At 67.9% G+C, this 17,496-nt stretch carries 10 protein-coding genes; 8 read left to right on the top strand and 2 right to left on the bottom strand.

All coding sequences use genetic code 11. From position 1 onward, the window contains the following. The first annotated feature begins 101 nt into the window (after positions 1-101). The 4 genes from gltB (at position 102) to U9978_RS07135 (ending at position 7,768) form a co-directional block, all read left to right on the top strand. Positions 102-4,646: a glutamate synthase large subunit gene (gltB, locus tag U9978_RS07120; protein WP_322760253.1), complete on the top strand. Its 4,545-nt coding sequence runs from the start codon at positions 102-104 to the stop codon at positions 4,644-4,646. 68 nt (positions 4,647-4,714) lie between these two features. Continuing rightward, positions 4,715-6,157, top strand: a complete 1,443-nt coding sequence (locus tag U9978_RS07125; RefSeq protein WP_322760254.1) for a glutamate synthase subunit beta — start codon at positions 4,715-4,717, stop codon at positions 6,155-6,157. A gap of 76 nt (positions 6,158-6,233) precedes the next feature. Continuing rightward, complete coding sequence (gene serS, locus U9978_RS07130; protein ID WP_322760255.1) at positions 6,234-7,496, top strand: serine--tRNA ligase; 1,263 nt, start codon at positions 6,234-6,236, stop codon at positions 7,494-7,496. A 41-nt stretch (positions 7,497-7,537) separates the two neighbouring features. Further along, positions 7,538-7,768 (top strand): DUF6343 family protein, encoded by a 231-nt coding sequence (locus U9978_RS07135; RefSeq protein WP_322760256.1) that lies wholly within the window; start codon positions 7,538-7,540, stop codon positions 7,766-7,768. 179 nt (positions 7,769-7,947) lie between these two features. On the opposite strand, the gene U9978_RS07140 is transcribed toward U9978_RS07135, so the two are convergent. Together U9978_RS07140 and U9978_RS07145 are read right to left on the bottom strand one after the other, a co-directional pair. Further along, positions 7,948-9,630: a plasmid pRiA4b ORF-3 family protein gene (locus tag U9978_RS07140; RefSeq protein ID WP_416210877.1), complete on the bottom strand. Its 1,683-nt coding sequence runs from the start codon at positions 9,628-9,630 to the stop codon at positions 7,948-7,950. 467 nt (positions 9,631-10,097) lie between these two features. Beyond that, on the bottom strand, positions 10,098-10,760 hold the full coding sequence (locus U9978_RS07145) for a TetR family transcriptional regulator (RefSeq protein WP_322760258.1): 663 nt from the start codon (positions 10,758-10,760) through the stop codon (positions 10,098-10,100). A 188-nt stretch (positions 10,761-10,948) separates the two neighbouring features. Here U9978_RS07145 and U9978_RS07150 point away from each other — a divergent pair, with 188 nt between their 5' ends. From U9978_RS07150 to U9978_RS07165, 4 genes are all read left to right on the top strand, one after another. Further along, a complete protein-coding gene (locus tag U9978_RS07150) occupies positions 10,949-13,168 on the top strand; it encodes an MMPL family transporter (RefSeq protein WP_322760259.1) in 2,220 nt (739 codons plus the stop codon). A gap of 7 nt (positions 13,169-13,175) precedes the next feature. Beyond that, a complete protein-coding gene (locus U9978_RS07155; protein ID WP_322760260.1) occupies positions 13,176-14,069 on the top strand; it encodes a PIG-L family deacetylase in 894 nt (297 codons plus the stop codon). Between the two features lie 479 nt (positions 14,070-14,548). After that, entirely contained in the window at positions 14,549-16,327 is a 1,779-nt protein-coding gene (locus U9978_RS07160; protein WP_416210878.1) for a 2-oxoacid:acceptor oxidoreductase subunit alpha, read from the top strand. Further along, positions 16,320-17,354 carry a 2-oxoacid:ferredoxin oxidoreductase subunit beta gene (locus U9978_RS07165; RefSeq protein ID WP_322760262.1) on the top strand — a complete coding sequence of 345 codons (1,035 nt, stop codon included), beginning with the start codon at positions 16,320-16,322 and terminating at the stop codon, positions 17,352-17,354. Before U9978_RS07160 ends, U9978_RS07165 begins: the two co-directional genes overlap by 8 nt. Positions 17,355-17,496 lie beyond the last annotated feature (142 nt).

The following is a 17,496-nucleotide window of genomic DNA, read 5'->3' on the forward strand; positions in this document are numbered from 1 at the left end:
CTCATTAGTGCGCCTGGCCGGGACTGCCCTGTCACGGTGGCGCGTCCGGACAGCGTCGTCCGCCTCACGGAGAACCCCTGAAGACGGACAGGACCCGCCGGATGTTGATCGCACAAGGCTTGTACGACCCCACCTTCGAACACGACGCCTGCGGGGTCGGTTTCGTCGTGGATGTCCGTGGCCGACGCAGTCATGAGCTGGTCGAACAGGGCCTCACCGTGCTGCGCAACCTCGACCACCGCGGAGCGTCGGGCTGCGACCCGGACACCGGCGACGGCGCCGGCATCCTGCTGCAGGTGCCGGACGTCTTTCTGCGCGACGTCGTCGACTTTCCGCTACCTCCACCCGGCCGGTATGCGGTGGGTACCGCCTTCCTGCCGCAGGTCGCCGGTGACCGGGACAACGCCGTCCGCGCGATCAGTCGTATCGTCCGCGCGGAAGGCATGCGGGTACTGGGCTGGCGCGAGGTTCCAGTGGTCAGCCACATCGTCGGCCGGGCCGCCGTCGAGGTCGAGCCGCGGATGCGGCAGATCTTCCTCGGCCTGCCCGCGGCGGTCGACGGTCCGGGTGAACCCGCGGAGCCCGCCGACCTGCTGGATCTTGAGCGGCGGGCGTTCTGCGTCCGCAAGCGGGCGCGCCGTGAAGCCGGTGTGTACTTCCCGTCGCTGTCGGCGCGCACCATCGTCTACAAGGGCATGCTCACCACCCATCAGCTCTCGGCGTACTTCCCCGACCTGGACGATCCCCGGTTGGCCAGCGCGATCGCCCTCGTGCACAGCCGGTTCTCGACCAACACCTTTCCGAGCTGGCCGCTTGCCCATCCGTACCGCTACGTCGCCCACAATGGTGAGATCAACACTGTGCGTGGCAACCGCAACTGGATGCGGGCCCGTGAGGCCCTGCTGGCCAGCGATCTCATCCCCGGTGACCTGCACCGGATCTTCCCCATCTGCGCGGACGGCGCGAGCGACTCTGCCAGCTTCGACGAGGTCCTGGAACTGCTCCACCTGGGTGGCCGCAGCCTCCCGCACGCCGTCCTCATGATGATCCCGGAGGCATGGGAGAACCACGACGAGATCGACCCGGCCCGCCGGGCGTTCTACCAGTTCCACTCGGCGCTGATGGAGCCGTGGGACGGCCCGGCGTCCATCGCGTTCACCGACGGAACGGTCATCGGCGCGGTGCTTGACCGTAATGGGTTGCGCCCGTCGCGTTACTGGGTGACCGACGACGGTCTGGTCGTCATGGCCTCCGAAGTCGGTGTCCTGGACCTTCCCGCGCACAAGGTGGTGCAGAAGGGCCGGCTCCAGCCGGGGAAGATGTTCCTGATCGACACCGCGCAGGGCCGGATCGTCGACGACGAGGAGATCAAGTCGGAGCTGGCCGCTGCCGCGCCGTACGGGGAATGGCTGCACGCGGGGTTGATCGCCCTGGACGACCTACCCGAACGCGAGCACGTCGTCTACGGTCATTCCTCGGTCCGCCGCCGCCAGCAGGTCTTCGGCTACACCGAGGAGGAACTGCGCGTCATCATCGCGCCCATGGCCCGAGGCGGTGTCGAACCGATCGGCTCGATGGGCACCGACACGCCGGTCGCGGTGCTCTCGGGCCGTCCGCGGCTGCTCTTCGACTACTTCAGCCAACTGTTCGCGCAGGTGACCAACCCGCCCTTGGACGCCATCCGGGAGGAGATGGTCACGAGCCTGGGCCGGACGCTCGGTCCCGAAGGTAATCTGCTGGCGCCGTCGCCGGCATCGTGTCGAGTGGTACACCTGCCGTTCCCGGTCATCAGCAACACCGAACTCGCCAAGATCGTCGGTATCAACGACGACGGGGACATGCCCGGGTTCGCGGCGGTGACCGTCCGTGGTCTTTACGACGTGGAAGGCGGCGGCGTGGCGCTCGCCGAGCGGCTGGCCGAGATCTGCCGTGGCGTCAGCGAGGCGATCGCGGACGGTGCCCGCGTCGTGGTCCTGTCCGATCGTGACTCCGATCGATACAAGGCGCCGATTCCCTCCCTGCTGCTCACCGCGGCCGTCCACCACCACCTCATCCGGGAGAAGACCCGCACCAAGGTCGGTCTCATCGTCGAGTGCGGCGACGCACGCGAGGTCCACCACGTCGCGCTGCTCCTCGGGTACGGCGCGGCCGCCGTCAACCCCTACCTGGCGTTCGAGTCGATCGACAGCATCCTCGACAGCGGTGACCTGGACGGCATCACCCGCGACCAGGCCCAGCGCAACCTCATCAAGGCGCTGGGCAAGGGTGTGCTCAAGGTGATGAGCAAGATGGGCATCTCCACCGTGGCCAGCTACACCGGAGCCCAGGTGTTCGAGGCGATCGGGCTGTCCCAGCAGTTGGTGGGCACCTACTTCACCGGGACGCCGTCGCGGCTGGACGGCGTGGACATCGATGTCATCGCGGCCGAGGTCGCGGCCCGTCACCACAAGGCGTACTCGGCGGTCTCCTCGGAGTTGGCCCACCGCAACCTGGACACCGGTGGTGAGTATCAGTGGCGCCGCGAGGGCGAGGTGCACCTGTTCAACCCGGAGACGGTCTTCCTGCTCCAGCACGCCACGCGCAGCCGGCAGTACGAGGTGTTCAAGCAGTACACCGCCACCGTCGACGAGCTGTCGCGGCGCAACGCCACCCTGCGCGGCATGTTCTCGCTGCGTGAGGGCCTGCGCCCGCCGATTCCGATCGACCAGGTCGAGCCGGTGTCGGAGATCCTCCAGCGGTTCGCCACCGGTGCGATGTCCTACGGATCGATCAGCGCCGAGGCGCATGAGACGCTGGCGATCGCGATGAACCGGATCGGGGCGAAGTCGAACACCGGCGAGGGCGGCGAGGACGCCAGACGGTTCACACCGGATGCCAACGGCGACCTCCGTCGATCGTCGATCAAGCAGGTCGCCAGCGGTCGCTTCGGCGTGACCAGTGAGTACCTTGCCAACGCCGACGACATCCAGATCAAGATGGCCCAGGGCGCCAAGCCCGGTGAGGGCGGCCAGCTGCCCGGGCAGAAGGTCTACCCGTGGATCGCGCGGACCCGGCACTCGACGGCGGGCGTGGGTCTGATCTCGCCACCGCCGCACCACGACATCTACTCCATCGAGGACCTCGCCCAGCTCATCCACGACCTGAAGAACGCCAACCCGGGGGCACGGGTGCACGTCAAACTCGTGGCCGAGGTCGGTGTGGGTACGGTGGCCGCCGGCGTGTCCAAAGCCCATGCGGATGTCGTACTGATCTCCGGGCATGACGGCGGCACCGGCGCGGCCCCGCTGACCTCGCTCAAGCACGCGGGCGCCCCCTGGGAGCTGGGCCTGGCCGAGACCCAGCAGACCCTGCTGCTCAACGGTCTGCGCGACCGGATCGTGGTCCAGGTCGACGGCCAACTCAAGACCGGCCGCGACGTCATCATCGGTGCACTGCTGGGTGCGGAGGAGTTCGGGTTCGCGACCGCCCCGTTGGTGGTCGCCGGCTGCGTGATGATGCGCGTGTGCCACCTTGACACCTGCCCGGTGGGGGTGGCGACCCAGAACCCCGAGCTGCGTGCCCGTTTCACCGGCAGACCCGAGTTCGTGGAGGCATTCTTCACCTTCATCGCGCAGGAGGTGCGTGAGTACCTCGCGGCGCTGGGGTTCCGCACGCTGCACGAGGCCGTCGGCCACGTGGAGGTCCTCGACGCGCGGGCCGCACTCGACCACTGGAAGGCCGCCGGCCTGGACCTCACCCCGCTGCTGCACGCGCCGGAACGGCCCTTCGGTGGCTCCCTGCACTGCACGACCGCTCAGGACCACGGGCTGGACAAGGCGCTGGACAACTCCCTGATCCAGCTGTGCGAGGGGGCGTTGGAAGACGGTCGGCCCGTGTGGCTGGAGATGCCGATCCGTAACGTCAACCGGACGGTCGGCACCATGCTCGGTTTCGAAGTGACCAGGCGTTACGGTGCGCAGGGGCTCCCCGATGACACGATCTCGCTGCGGTTCACCGGCTCCGCCGGGCAGAGTTTCGGCGCGTTCGTGCCACGTGGGGTGACTCTCACGCTCGAGGGTGACGCCAACGACTACACCGGCAAGGGCCTGTCCGGTGGACGGATCATCGTCTTCCCGCCCAAGGAGGCGCCGCTGCGGGCCGAGGAGAACATCGTCGCCGGCAACGTGCTGCTCTACGGTGCCACGGCCGGTGAGGCGTATTTCCGCGGCATCGTCGGCGAGCGGTTCTGCGTCCGCAACTCCGGTGCGACCGCCGTCGTCGAAGGCGTCGGCGATCACGGCTGCGAGTACATGACCGGGGGCACCGTGGTCGTCCTGGGGTCCACCGGACGCAACTTCGCGGCCGGGATGAGCGGTGGCGTGGCCTTCTTGTACAAGCCCATCCTGCGCCGGATCAACACGGAGATGGTCGACGTGGACCCGCTGGATGACGACGACCGGGCGCTGCTCCTCGCCCTGATCGCCCGGCACCGGCGCGAGACCGGGTCGACCGTGGCGGCGGGCCTGCTCGCGGACTGGCAGGCCGAACAGTCCTCCTTTGTCAAGATCATGCCCCGGGACTACAAGCGGGTGCTCGCCGCGATGCGCAGAGCCGAAGAGGACGGCCTGTCCGCCGAGGATCTGATCATGGCGGCGTCCCGTGCCTGATCGGTGTCCTACCGCGTGTTGGCGAACACGCCCCGGCAGCCCCGATACGATCATTCGACAGGAGCGGCATGGCTGACCCGACCGGCTTCCTCAAGCATCGCCGGGAGTTGCCGACACGCCGGCCCGTCGACGTGCGGATCACCGACTGGAACGAGGTCTACGAACCGTTCCCGGTCGAATCCCTGCGTCAGCAGGCAACCCGGTGCATGGACTGCGGCATCCCCTTCTGCCATAACGGCTGCCCGCTGGGGAACATCATCCCGGAGTGGAACGACCTGGTACGACGGGCCGACTGGGGCGAGGCGATCGAACGGCTGCACGCCACCAACAACTTCCCGGAGTTCACCGGGCGGCTGTGCCCGGCGCCGTGCGAGACAGCGTGTGTGCTGGGAATCTCCGATGATCCGGTGGCCATCAAGCAGGTCGAGGTGTCGATCATCGGTCGGGCCTGGGCCGATGGTACGGTCCGGCCGGTCCTGCCGTCCGCGCGCACCGAGCAGCGGGTCGCCGTGGTCGGCTCGGGCCCGGCGGGGCTCGCCGCGGCTCAGCAGCTCACCCGGGCCGGCCACAACGTCGTCGTGTACGAGCGGGCCGACCGCATCGGTGGGTTGCTGCGCTACGGCATCCCCGAGTTCAAGATGGAAAAGCAGGTGCTGGACCGTCGGCTCGCGCAGATGCGAGCCGAGGGGACGGTGTTCATGTCCTCGTGCAACGTGGGTGTGGACATCACCGCGGACGAGCTACGCGCGTCCTATGACGCGATCGTGCTCGCCGGTGGGTCGACGGTCGGGCGGGATCTCAACGTGCCCGGCCGCGAGCTGGCCGGCGTCCACCTCGCGATGGAGTACCTGGTTCCCGCGAACCGGGTCCAGCAGGGCGACCTCACCGAACCGCCGATCAACGCGGCGGGCAAACGGGTGGTCATCATCGGTGGCGGTGACACCGGCGCGGACTGTCTGGGTACTGCCCACCGCCAGGGGGCGGTGTCCGTGCACCAACTGGAGATCATGCCGCGACCGCCGCACCTGCGACCGGAGGCGAACCCGTGGCCGACCTGGCCGGTCGTCTACCGGGTGTCCAGCGCGCACGAGGAAGGCGGCGAGCGGGTTTTCGCCGTCTCCACCGAGTGCTTTCTCGGTGATGACGGCGGTCGGGTTCGCGCCTTGCGCATGCACGAGGTCGCCATGGTCGACGGCCGCTTCGAGCCGGTGCCGGGCAGCGAGGTGGAGCTGGCGTGCGACCTCGTGTTGCTGGCGATGGGTTTCGTCGGGCCGGAACGACCCGGTCTGCTCGACCAGCTCGGTGTCGCGTTCGACGCCCGTGGCAATGTCGCCCGGGACGCCGGCTGGGCGAGTTCCGTCGCGAAGGTGTTCGTCGCCGGGGACATCGGCCGGGGTCAGTCCCTGATCGTGTGGGCGATCGCGGAGGGTCGGGCCGCCGCCGCGGCGGTGGACCGTTACCTGCGTGGCACCACCGATCTCCCTGCACCGATCACCCCGACCCGTCGATGATCGTCCGTGGTCGGGTTGGCGGGCGGTAGGCTTTTCAGCGACGTGCAGGGATCCCGCTGGAGGGCGACGAGGCCAGATGCTGGACAGACGGTTCATCCGGGAGAATCCCGACGCCGTGCGGGATGCCGCCCGCGTTAAAGGGGTTGACCTCGACGTCGACGCCATCTTGGGCCTCGACCAGTCCGTACGGGCGCTGCAGCACGCGCTGGACACCGCCCAGCGTGAGCGTCGGGAGCTCGCCGGTGGCTTCAAGGCCGCGGACGCGGCCGAGCGCGAGCGGCTGCGGGAACGCTCGGGCGCCCTGGACGAGCAGCTACGCCGGACCCGTGCGGAGCTTGAGGACGCCGGCGCCCGGCTGGCGGACCTGCTGCTGGCGACACCGAACATCCCGTGGAGCGGGGCACCGGTCGGGCCCGATGAGGCGGCGAACACCGTCATCCGGGTCTGGGGCGATCCCCCGGTGTTCGACTTCACCCCGGTCGACCATGTCGAACTGGCCGAGAAGCGTGGCTGGGCGGAGTTCGAACGGGCCCGTAACTCCTCGGGGGAGCGGGCGTACGCGCTCGCAGGTGACCTCGTGCTGTTGGAGCGGGCCGTGCACTCCTACGCGCTGGACCTGCTGGCGGGCAGGGACTTCCGGCTGCTGTCGGTGCCGTCGCTGGTCAAGCGCGAGGCGCTGGTCGGTACCGGCTTCCTGCCGGGGCACGGCGAGGAGATCTACCAGCTACCCGGGGACGATCTCTACCTCGCCGGCACCGCCGAGGTCGCGCTGGTTGGCCTGCACGCAGGGGAGATGCTGTCCCTGCGTGACCTGCCGTTGCGTTACGCCGGGATCTCGCCGTGCTTTCGCCGGGAGGTCGGCAGCGCCGGACGCGACGTCCGTGGGCTGCTGCGCGTGCACCAGTTCGAGAAGGTCGAACAGTTCGTGATCTGCGCGGCCGACGAGGCGGAGTCGGCCCGCTGGCACGCCGAACTCCTCGACACCGCCGAGCACGTCCTGCAGGCCCTGGACCTGGCCTACGAGGTGGTGGAATGTGCCACCGGCGACATGGGCCTGGGTAAGTTCCGGATGAACGACATCAACACGTGGTTCCCGTCGCTGGAGCGCTTCCGGGAGACCCACAGCTGCTCGACCCTGCACGACTGGCAGGCCCGGCGGGCGAACATCCGCTACAAGGACGCCGACGGACGGGTCCGGTTCGCTCACACGCTGAACAACACGGCGGTGGCGACGCCCCGGCTCCTGGCGGCCATTCTGGAGAACTTCCAGACCGCCGACCACCGGGTCCGCGTCCCCAAGGTGCTGCGGCCCTATCTCGGCGACCGCGAACTCATCTGACCCCGGCTCAGGGAGGCGGAAACACAGGGGCGCGTGAACACATGGGCGATGGTGCAGTGGACGGTGGCCCGGGTGGATTCCCGCCCGCCCGCAGCGCATTGGGTCTGCGTCTGGCTCTCGCCCTGTTCGGGCTGCTGTTCTGTGCGGGTGCCTGTGTGTACTACGCCGTTTCCGACCAGCCGGTCCCGGCCGTCCTGCTCGGTGTGATTGCGTTGACGGCGGTGGTCGACCTCACCGTGATCGTCCGGCGGATGCGCCGGGAACGACGCTGAGGGCTTGGGCGGTGTTGCGGGGGATCCCCCGGGGATGACGGCCGCCGGCGGTAGGTGGAAACTGTCGTTCCCGTGACCGCAATGACCTACCATGCAGTTTCTTGGCCGCCGGCGGTAGGTGGAAACTGTCGTTCCCGTGACCGCAATGACCTACCGTACGGCTGGTGGGCGGTTATCGGCTATTTTTGTAGTCGTGCGAGGCGGGTGTTGATGACGTCGGTGTCGAAGAGCGCGTCAGTACGGCCTTCGCCGTCCTCGTCGAAGTAGTACTGGACGGGATCGGGCTGGCGTCCGCCGATGCACTGGGGATAGGCGGCGCCCGCCGTGACGGGAACGACCTTTTCGACAATGACGTCGTGGTCCAGATCGTCGCCGAAGTCGAAGAGGTAGCGGAATTTGACGCCTTCCCCGGCGATCTGGGCGATGGTCGTCTCATCCGGATCCCGATCGCCCAGGTCGGGGGAGCAGCCGAACTTTCCGTACGCGGTCGTGAACATCCACAGATGGTCGTCGTCCCAGTCGAACGCGGCCTGGATCACGTTGTGCAGATCCGCCAGCGTGCTCGTCGAGGAAATCTCAAGCCGACGCCAGATCGGCGGTTTCGACCCGCGTAGCAGGACTTTGATCTGATGGACGGTTCCCGTCGATTCAACGGTGGCGGCGGGGATCGTGGGTGGCTGCACGGCCAGCCCGGCGTCGTCGAGTTGCCTGCGCAAAAAGGCGGGGGCCGCCGCGTACAGTCTGTCGAACACGGCTTCGGAACTGGTCTCGGTCTCGTACAGACGGAAGTCGATGACATCCGCGCAGGTGGCGCGGTGGTCGGCCGCATCGGGTTCCCGGTAGGAGGCCGCGAACTCGTCCAGTATCTCCGGCAGCTGCTCGTCCCACTGCTGGTGCGCGGCGGAGCCCAGCTCGCGAGCGTCGGCGGTGAAGTGTGCCCAGGCCCGGATGACGGCTGGCAACAGTGCGAGGTCGTCGGCCCCGAGCGCGATGTGCTGGCTCACTTCGGTGATGAGAAAGTAACCCAGCGAAAGAGGGCCGTAGCGTTGCGCTGGTCGTCCCAGGTCGAGAGCCCAGTCGGCCGCCATCCGTGCCCAGATCCGGGCCGCCTCGCGATCGGGCAGCGCCTGGGCGTGGTCGGATGCGAGGAACTCCGCGGCGACCCGCTCCGCTTCCGCTCGGTCTGCCTCGTCGTCGATCAGGTCGATATCGAACTCGTCGGCGTCGGCGAGCAGATCGTCAGCGAGTAGGTCGTCGGGTAGTAGGTCGTCGGGTAGTAGGTCGAGCCGTGCTCGCAGCAATGCCCAGCTGCGGGCCGCGTCACCCTCGTCCTCGTCGTCCGTGCCGCTGTCATCGTCGCTGCCGGCCTTCTCCGCAGCCGGTGCGTCCCGCTGGTATTCCACGTCCGGTGGCCCGTGATCGAGCATCCTGTCGAGGGCGTCATCGAGCAGGGTTTTTACCTGCGCTGCCTCCAGCGGGACCGGCGCGGCAAGGGATCCCTGCGCGCCGAAGGTCTCGACCAGTCCGCTGATGCCGTCGGCCGCCAATTCGCCAATCATGATCTTAAAGATGCCCGCGAGAGAGGCGTGGTCGACGAACACCACGACTGCGTGTTCGGTGTCGGCTCGCCGGAAGCCGAGTGTGATCACTTCGACATCGCCGAACATGTCGGTCATCGACAGGACGTCGGTCAGTTCGGCCGGTTCGGCGACGTCGGTATGTGCGCCCCACGCCGGTTCCGGGACACCGCGCCTGGCCAGCCCACGCGCGGCATCGGTGGCCAGCTCGCGCGTCCAGTCCTCACCCACCAGCGCCAGCGCGCGCAGAACCGCAAGCCCGGCGGGTGTGGGCTGGCCCGCCATATGGCGGATCAACGCTTCGACCTCGTTCTGCAGGAAGTCGTTCGGGTCGTGGGCGTCGTCGGCTGCGTAGCCGGCCCAGCCGGCAACCCAGATCTGCCCCAGCAGCGCTGACGCCCACGCTTCGGCGATGAGCACCGACTCCTGGCCATGAAGCTCAGCTGCGTCGTCGAGTATCGGCCCGTACGGCGACGGTGCGCTCCGGTTACGGCTCTTCGTCAGAGTGCGACCGGACTTTTTCCTGGCACGGTTGGCGGAACTCACACCCGTTATCGTAACAAGCCGCGACCAGGCAAGCGCGGGCAGGCTTGCCCATGCCGAGCGTTGCGGTGGCCCGGCGCTGCGGCCTGACGCCTCACCCGCGCCGGCCACAAAGTGGTCGTGTACGAGCGGGTCGATCGTATCTGCGATCTGCTGCGCGACGGCATCCCCGAGTTCGAGATGGGGAAGCACTTCCGCCTTGGATTCCTCTACCTGGCTCCCCGCTCGTTGATCCGAGACCCCTGTTGCCGGTCGCTCTCAGGCCGTGTCTCGTGGTTCCCCGGCGCGGTTCCTGGGCCCGCTGGTGTGATCAGTTTCTGCAGGCAGGGCCCGAACAGGTGGGTCAGGCGCTCGGCAGGTACCTCCGCGACCGCAGGGATCTTCAGGAGGTAGCGCGTGATTATCAGGCCGATTATCATGCTGGCGACGAGTCCGGATCTCACCTCGGCGTCGTCGCCGATGATTATGTCGGCGAGCGGGCTGGCTCCCTTGTCGATCATTGCGGCCCGCACCGCCTCGGCGGCCTGGTCGTGGGTGAGCATCGACCGCAGCATGGACACGGTCGCCTCCGGGGCGGACTCAAGCCGCTCCAACAGCGTACCGAGCAGGCGTTCACCCAGATCGTCAATCGGCCCGGGTAGGGCGTCGTCGATGCCCAGTTCGATCTCGGCGGCGGAGACGAAGAGCGCCTCCTTCGATCCGAAGTGCTGCATGACCAGGGCTGGATCCACGCCCGCTCGGCTGGCGATAGCCCGGATCGTCGTGCCCTGATAGCCGCAGTCGCCGAACACTGTGCGGGCTGCGGTGAGGATCGCGGCTCTCGTGCGGGCGCGACGTTCAGCCCGCCCGATGGGCGGCGTGTCTGATATCACAGAACGTGTTACTCCACGCACGTTGACTGACCTCCGTACGTCCTTCTACGGTCATTGAGTCTACAAGTGTTGAGTATGTGCTCAAGATGATCCTTCCGGCGGTCAGGCCCACACAGGCCGTTTCGCGGACCCTCGAGTGTTCCACCAGTTGATCATTGTCTTCGCCTGTCGTGCCAAGAGGGGAACCTGTGACAATACTGGCCCGCTGGAGCTTCCAGCACCGCCGCCTTGTCCTGCTGCTGTGGCTTGCGGCTGTGCTCGGTGTCGGCGCGACCGGCGCCGCCACAGGTACCGACTACAAGAACGTCTTCTCACTTCCGGGGACCGGCTCGCAGGAGGCGATCAATCTCCTCGCCCGTGAATTCCCCGCGGCGTCGGGGGACAGCGCGTCGATCGTCCTGCATGCCCGTTCCGGGACACTGCGGGATCCGCAGGTGCAGGCCACCGCCTCCCGGATGCTCGTTTCTGTCGCGCGGCTGCCCCATGTCGTGGAGATCACCAGCCCCTACGGCCCCGAAACGGTCGGTCGGTTCAGTGAGGACGGCCGGACCGCCTTCGCGACTGTGGCGCTCGACAGACAGGCGAACGAGATCCCCAGGGACGACATCGTCGCGATCGTCGACACGGCTCGGGCCGCGGACAGCGGTGCCCTGCAGGTGGAGCTGTCCGGCAACCCGATCAGCGTCGCAGAACAGGAGCTCGGCAGTACCAGCGAGCTGGTGGGTATCGCCGCCGCCGCGGTGATCCTGTTTATTGCCTTCGGCACGCTACTGGCCATGAGTCTGCCGCTGCTCACCGCGATCATCGCGCTGGGAGTCGGACTTTCGCTCATCGGACTGCTCTCCCATGCGATGAACATCGCCGAATTCGGGCCGACCCTGGCCACGTTGATCGGACTGGGTGTCGGCATCGACTACGCCCTGTTCATCGTCAACCGGCACCGGACTGCGCTGCGGGCCGGCAGGAGCCCGCTGGATGCGGCCGTCACTGCCGTCAACACTTCCGGTCGCGCGGTCATGTTCGCGGGTGTCACCGTGTGCATCGCCCTGCTCGGGATGCTCGCGCTGCGGGTGGACTTCCTGGTCGGGGTCGCCGTGGGCGCGGCGCTCACGGTGGCTCTGACCATGGCCACCGCTGTCACCCTGCTGCCCGCGCTGTTCGGCTTTTTCGGGATGAAGCTGCTCAGCAGGAAGGAGCGGGCGAGGCTTGCGACCGCTGGTGGGGAACCCGAGGTGCCCACCGGCTTCTGGTGGAACTGGGCCCGCCGGATCGAGCGGCGTCCCGCCCTTTCGGCCGTGATCGCCACTGGACTGATCGTGGCCGTGGCCGTGCCCTTCTTCTCCCTGCGGCTCGGGTCCTCCGATCAGGGCAACGGACCGGAGTCCAAGACGTCCAGACGGGGGTATGACCTGCTCGCGGAAGGGTTCGGCGCCGGATTCAACGGTCCGTTCGTGCTCGCCGCCGAGATTGGCTCCCCGGCGGACCGCGGTGCCCTGTCGAGGCTGGTCGCAACGTTGCACGACACACCCGGAGTGGCGTCGGTGTCAGAGCCGCGGGAAAGTCCCAACGGACGCGCCGCGACGGTGACGCTCTACCCGACCACCAGCCCGCAGGACGCTGCGACCTCCAAGCTGCTCGACCGGCTGCGGAACAAGATCATACCGGAGTCGGCCCGGGGCAGTTCGCTGGTCGTCCACGTAGGCGGCGTAACGGCGATCTTCGATGACTTCGCGAATGTGCTCGCGGACAAGCTGCTTCTGTTCGTCGCCGTGGTCATCGGCCTCGCCTTCCTGCTGCTGGTCGTGGTGTTCCGCAGCTTCGTCATTCCGCTGATGGCGTCGGTGATGAACCTGCTCGCGGTCGCCGCGTCCTTCGGGGTCCTCGTTGCGATTTTCCAGTGGGGATGGCTGTCCGACCTGTTCGATATCCAGTCCGGGCCGATCGAGCCGTTCCTACCGGTGATGATCTTTGCGATCCTCTTCGGACTGAGCATGGACTACGAGGTGTTCCTGGTTAGTCGGATGCACGAGGAGTGGCTCGTGCGCCGGGACAACCGGATCGCCGTCTCGCTGGGCCAGGCCGAGACCGGCCGTGTGATCAGTGCGGCTGGAGCGATCATGGCGTTGGTGTTCGGCTCCTTCATGCTCGGGGACGATCGTGTGATCAAGATGTTCGGTCTGGGCCTCGCGCTCGCGGTCGTGATCGACGCGTTCGTCATCCGGACCGTGCTGGTGCCCGCGCTGATGCACCTGTGCGGTAGGGCGAACTGGTGGCTGCCGGCCCGGCTCGACCGGGTGCTACCCAGGGTCTCGGTTGAACCCGCGGACCAGAGCGAGGAGATACGCCACACGCCCGTACCCCCCGGTGCCGACGTGCCGGCGCAAGCCGGTGTCGGCGGGCACAGCTGACAGGCGCATGCGGGCAGGCGGCATCCGGCGTGCAGACCTGGCCGACGGCGGCGCTATGATCTTTTTGCGTCGGCGCTCTAATAGGACGGTGCCGTACACACTGGTCTCCTTCCACGCCCACCCGGACGACGAAGCGCTGCTCACCGGCGGAACCCTGGCGCGGGCAGCCGCGGAGGGTCATCGGGTGGTGCTCGTGGTCGCCACCACCGGCGGAGCCGGCCCGGCGTCGCGCGACGTGCTCGCCCGCGGCCCGTTGGCCGACCAGCGCAAGGCCGAGCTGGAGCGCTCAGCCCGGGTACTCGGCTGCGCCCGGGTCGCGTGGTTGGGCTACGAGGATTCCGGGACGGCCGACGCGCCCTCGGGGGCGGACTCGGCGTTTGCCGAGGCCGATGTCGAGGAGGCAGCGGCACGCCTGGCCGAGATCCTGCGCGAGGAGCGGGCCGACGTGCTCACCATCTATGACCCCGCCGGTGGATACGGTCATCCCGATCACGTGCAGGTGCACCACGTCGGGGTCCGTGCCGCCACGATCGCCGGTACCGGTGTCGTTCTGGAGGCGACGCTGGACCGCGGGGCGTTGCAACGGATGCTGCGAATCGTCTCGCGGTTACCTCGTGTCCCGGCGAGCTTCGACCCCGTGCGCGTCGCGGACCTCTACACCGCGCGCGAGGCGTTGACCCACCGGGTCGACGTGCGTCGCCATACGCGGGCGAAGCGGGCGGCTCTGGCCGCGCACGCCAGCCAGGCAAGCACCGACTCGGGGCTGCGCCTGCTCACGGTGCTCCTTCGGCTTCCCCGTCCGGTGTTCCGGTGGGCACTTGGCCGTGAGTGGTACGTCGAACACGGCCGGGCACCCGGGCAGCCGCTCCTCGACGACATCTTCGCAAGCCTCACCCGGTGAACCCGCACCCGCACCCGCAGGCCGCGGTATCGGGCGTCCTCACACGCCGGGGCTGGCGGTGGGCCGGTTGCCGGGGGAGCGCGACCTTCGTCGGTGACAGGACGGGACGGTGGTCCCCCGCGGCGGGAAACGTCTTTCCGTCGTTGCTTCCCCAAAGTCCCGCCAATGGTGTTGTCCGCGCAATTGTGGACGCTTTTCCCGCACGTCCGAGGATATATGTGACGGTGCTGTTGTCGAATTCAGCGTGACGTGCACCGCCCCCTTTATGAGATGGCGATTTGACACCGCGAAACACCGCTGAATCAATGCCTCCGTATAAGAAGGACGGGCGAGCCGCATGGCCCGCTCTACCCACTGTAGAACAGTGGGTACGCACCCTCGCCGACCGTCGGTCATTGAGGAGGTCCACGTACGTGGCCAAGCAGATTCAGCATCTGGACCGGGTGGCAATCCGGTTCGCCGGTGACTCCGGCGACGGAATGCAGCTCACCGGCGACCGTTTCGCCTCCGAGACCGCCATCCTGGGAAACGACCTGTCGACCCTGCCCAACTACCCCGCCGAGATCCGCGCCCCATCGGGCTCGTTGCACGGCGTGTCCAGTTTCCAGGTGCATTTCGCGGCCCATGACGTCCTCACCCCCGGTGACTCCCCGGACGTCCTGGTGGCGATGAACCCGGCTGCGCTGCGCGCCAATCTCGCCGATCTGCCGCCGAATGCGGAGATCATTGTCAACACGGATGAGTTCACCACGCGTAACCTTGAGAAGGTCGGTTACACGAGCAATCCGCTGGAGAACGACTCGCTCGACGGGTACACGGTGCACCGGGTGCCGCTGACCACCGCGACCGTCGCCGCGCTCGCCGACATCGACGTCTCCAAGAAGGACGCCGAGCGGGCGAAGAACATGTTCGCGCTCGGGTTGCTGTCGTGGATGTACAGCCGGCCCACCGAAGGTACGGTCGAGTTCCTCAAGCAGAAGTTCGCCAAGAAGCCGCAGCTGGCCGCCGCGAACGTGGCCGCGTTCCAGGCCGGTTGGAACTACGGTGAGACCACCGAGGACTTCGCCGTCCGCTACGAGGTCAAGCCCGCGAAGCTGGTACCCGGCACCTACCGCAGCGTCAACGGCAACTCGGCGCTCGCCTACGGCCTTGTCGCGGCTGGTCTGCGCGCCCAACTGCCGGTCTTCCTCGGTGCCTACCCGATCACCCCGGCATCGGAGATCCTGCACGACCTGTCGGGATACAAGCGTTACGGCGTGACCACCTTCCAGGCCGAGGACGAGATCGCGGCGGTCGGTTCGGCGCTCGGTGCCTCCTACGGCGGCGCGCTCGGTGTCACCTCGACCTCCGGCCCGGGGCTGGCGCTCAAGACCGAGACCCTCGGCCTCGCGGTGATGCTGGAGCTTCCGCTGGTGGTCGTGGACGTGCAGCGGGCCGGCCCGTCGACCGGTCTGCCGACCAAGACCGAGCAGTCCGACCTGAACATCGCCCTGTTCGGCCGGCACGGGGAGGCACCGCTCGCGGTGATCGCGGCCCGCTCCCCGGCGGACTGCTTCGACGCGGCGCTGGAGGCGGCGCGGATCGCGCTGACCTACCGGATGCCGGTCATCCTGCTCTCCGACGGATACCTGGCCAACGGTTCCGAACCGTGGCTGCTGCCGGACCCGGCCGACCTGCCCGACCTGCGGGTGGAGTTCGCGACCGAACCCAACGGGCCCGACGGGACGTTCCTGCCGTACCTGCACGACCCGCACACGCTCGCGCGTCCCTGGGCGGTGCCGGGCACACCGGGTCTGGAACACCGCGTCGGCGGGTTGGAGAAGGCCGACCGTACCGGTGCGGTGTCCTATGTGCCGGCCGACCACGACCTGATGATGCGGCTGCGCGCCGCCCGCGTCGAGGCGATCGACGTGCCCGACCTGGAGGTCGAGGACCCCTCCGGTGAGGCCCGGGTGCTGGTGCTCGGCTGGGGTTCCACCTACGGGCCGATCGGCGCGGCCTGCCGCGCGCTGCGGGAAGGCGGGGTGGCCATCGCCCAGGCACACCTGCGTCACATCTCCCCGATGCCGAAGAACGTCGGCGCGGTACTTGCCAGCTACGACCGCGTCGTCATCCCGGAGATGAACCTCGGCCAGCTCGCCCACGTGGTGCGTGAGCGTTACCTGGTCGACGCCGTGTCCTACAACAAGGTCAACGGCCAGCCGTTCACCTCGGCCGAGCTGGAGACGGTCCTCGAGGAGGTCGTGCGTAATGACTGAAGTGCCCGTCAAGCTCACCGCCAAGGACTTCCGGTCGGATCAGGAGGTCCGCTGGTGCCCGGGCTGCGGTGACTTCGCGATCCTGTCGGCGATCCAGTCGTTCATGCCGGAACTGGGTATTCCGCGCGAGAACGTCACGTTCGTCTCCGGGATCGGCTGTTCGTCGCGTTTCCCGTACTACCTCAACACCTACGGCATGCACTCGATCCACGGTCGGGCGCCGGCGATCGCGACGGGTCTGGCGGTCAGCCGGCCGGACCTGTCGGTGTGGGTGGTCACCGGTGACGGTGACGCCCTGTCGATCGGTGGCAACCATCTCATCCACGCGCTGCGCCGCAACGTCAACATCAAGATTCTGCTGTTCAACAACCGTATCTACGGGTTGACCAAGGGTCAGTGCTCGCCCACGTCGGAATTCGGCAAGGTCACCAAGTCGACGCCGGTCGGCTCCCGCGACACCCCGTTCAACCCGATCGCGCTGGCGCTCGGCGCGGAGGCGTCGTTCGTGGCCCGCACCGTCGACTCCGACCGCAAGCATCTGCAGTCGGTGCTGCGTGCCGCCGCCGCGCACGAGGGCAGCGCGTTCATCGAGATCTACCAGAACTGCGCCATCTTCAACGACGGTGCCTTCGACGTGCTGAAGGACCCGGCCAGTCGCGACTCGGTGCTGGTCCGCCTTGAGCACGGTAAGCCGATCACGTTCGGTGGCTCGGGGGAGAAGTGTGTGGTGCGCGAGCCGCGCGGCTTCGGGCTTGAGGTCGCGGACACCGCCCACGTCCCCCGCAGCGAGATCATCGTCCATGACGAGACAGTGGAGGGCCCGGCCTACGCCTTCACTCTGTCCCGGTTGTCCGACTCCGACCTGAGCAACACCCCGATCGGGGTTTTCCGTCGGGTGGGTCGGCCCACCTATGACGCCATGGTGGCCGAACAGAATACCTCGGCACGGTCGGGTACCGCGAACGCGACTCCCGACGAGCTGCTGTCCGAACTGTTGCACACGGGCAACACCTGGACGATCGGCTGATCTACTGATCCACCGGCATGGTCTGATCCCGCACTTTCCCCGCTCGACAGCGCACATTGATCCCTGGCGTTCCCCGGTCGTCGGCGTCGTCACAACGCCCGCGGCCGGGGGACGCCTTTGTTGTTCTCATCACCGTCTTCCG

The organism is Protofrankia sp. Cr2, from assembly GCF_963555885.1.
In the GTDB taxonomy this organism is placed as follows: domain Bacteria; phylum Actinomycetota; class Actinomycetes; order Frankiales; family Frankiaceae; genus Protofrankia.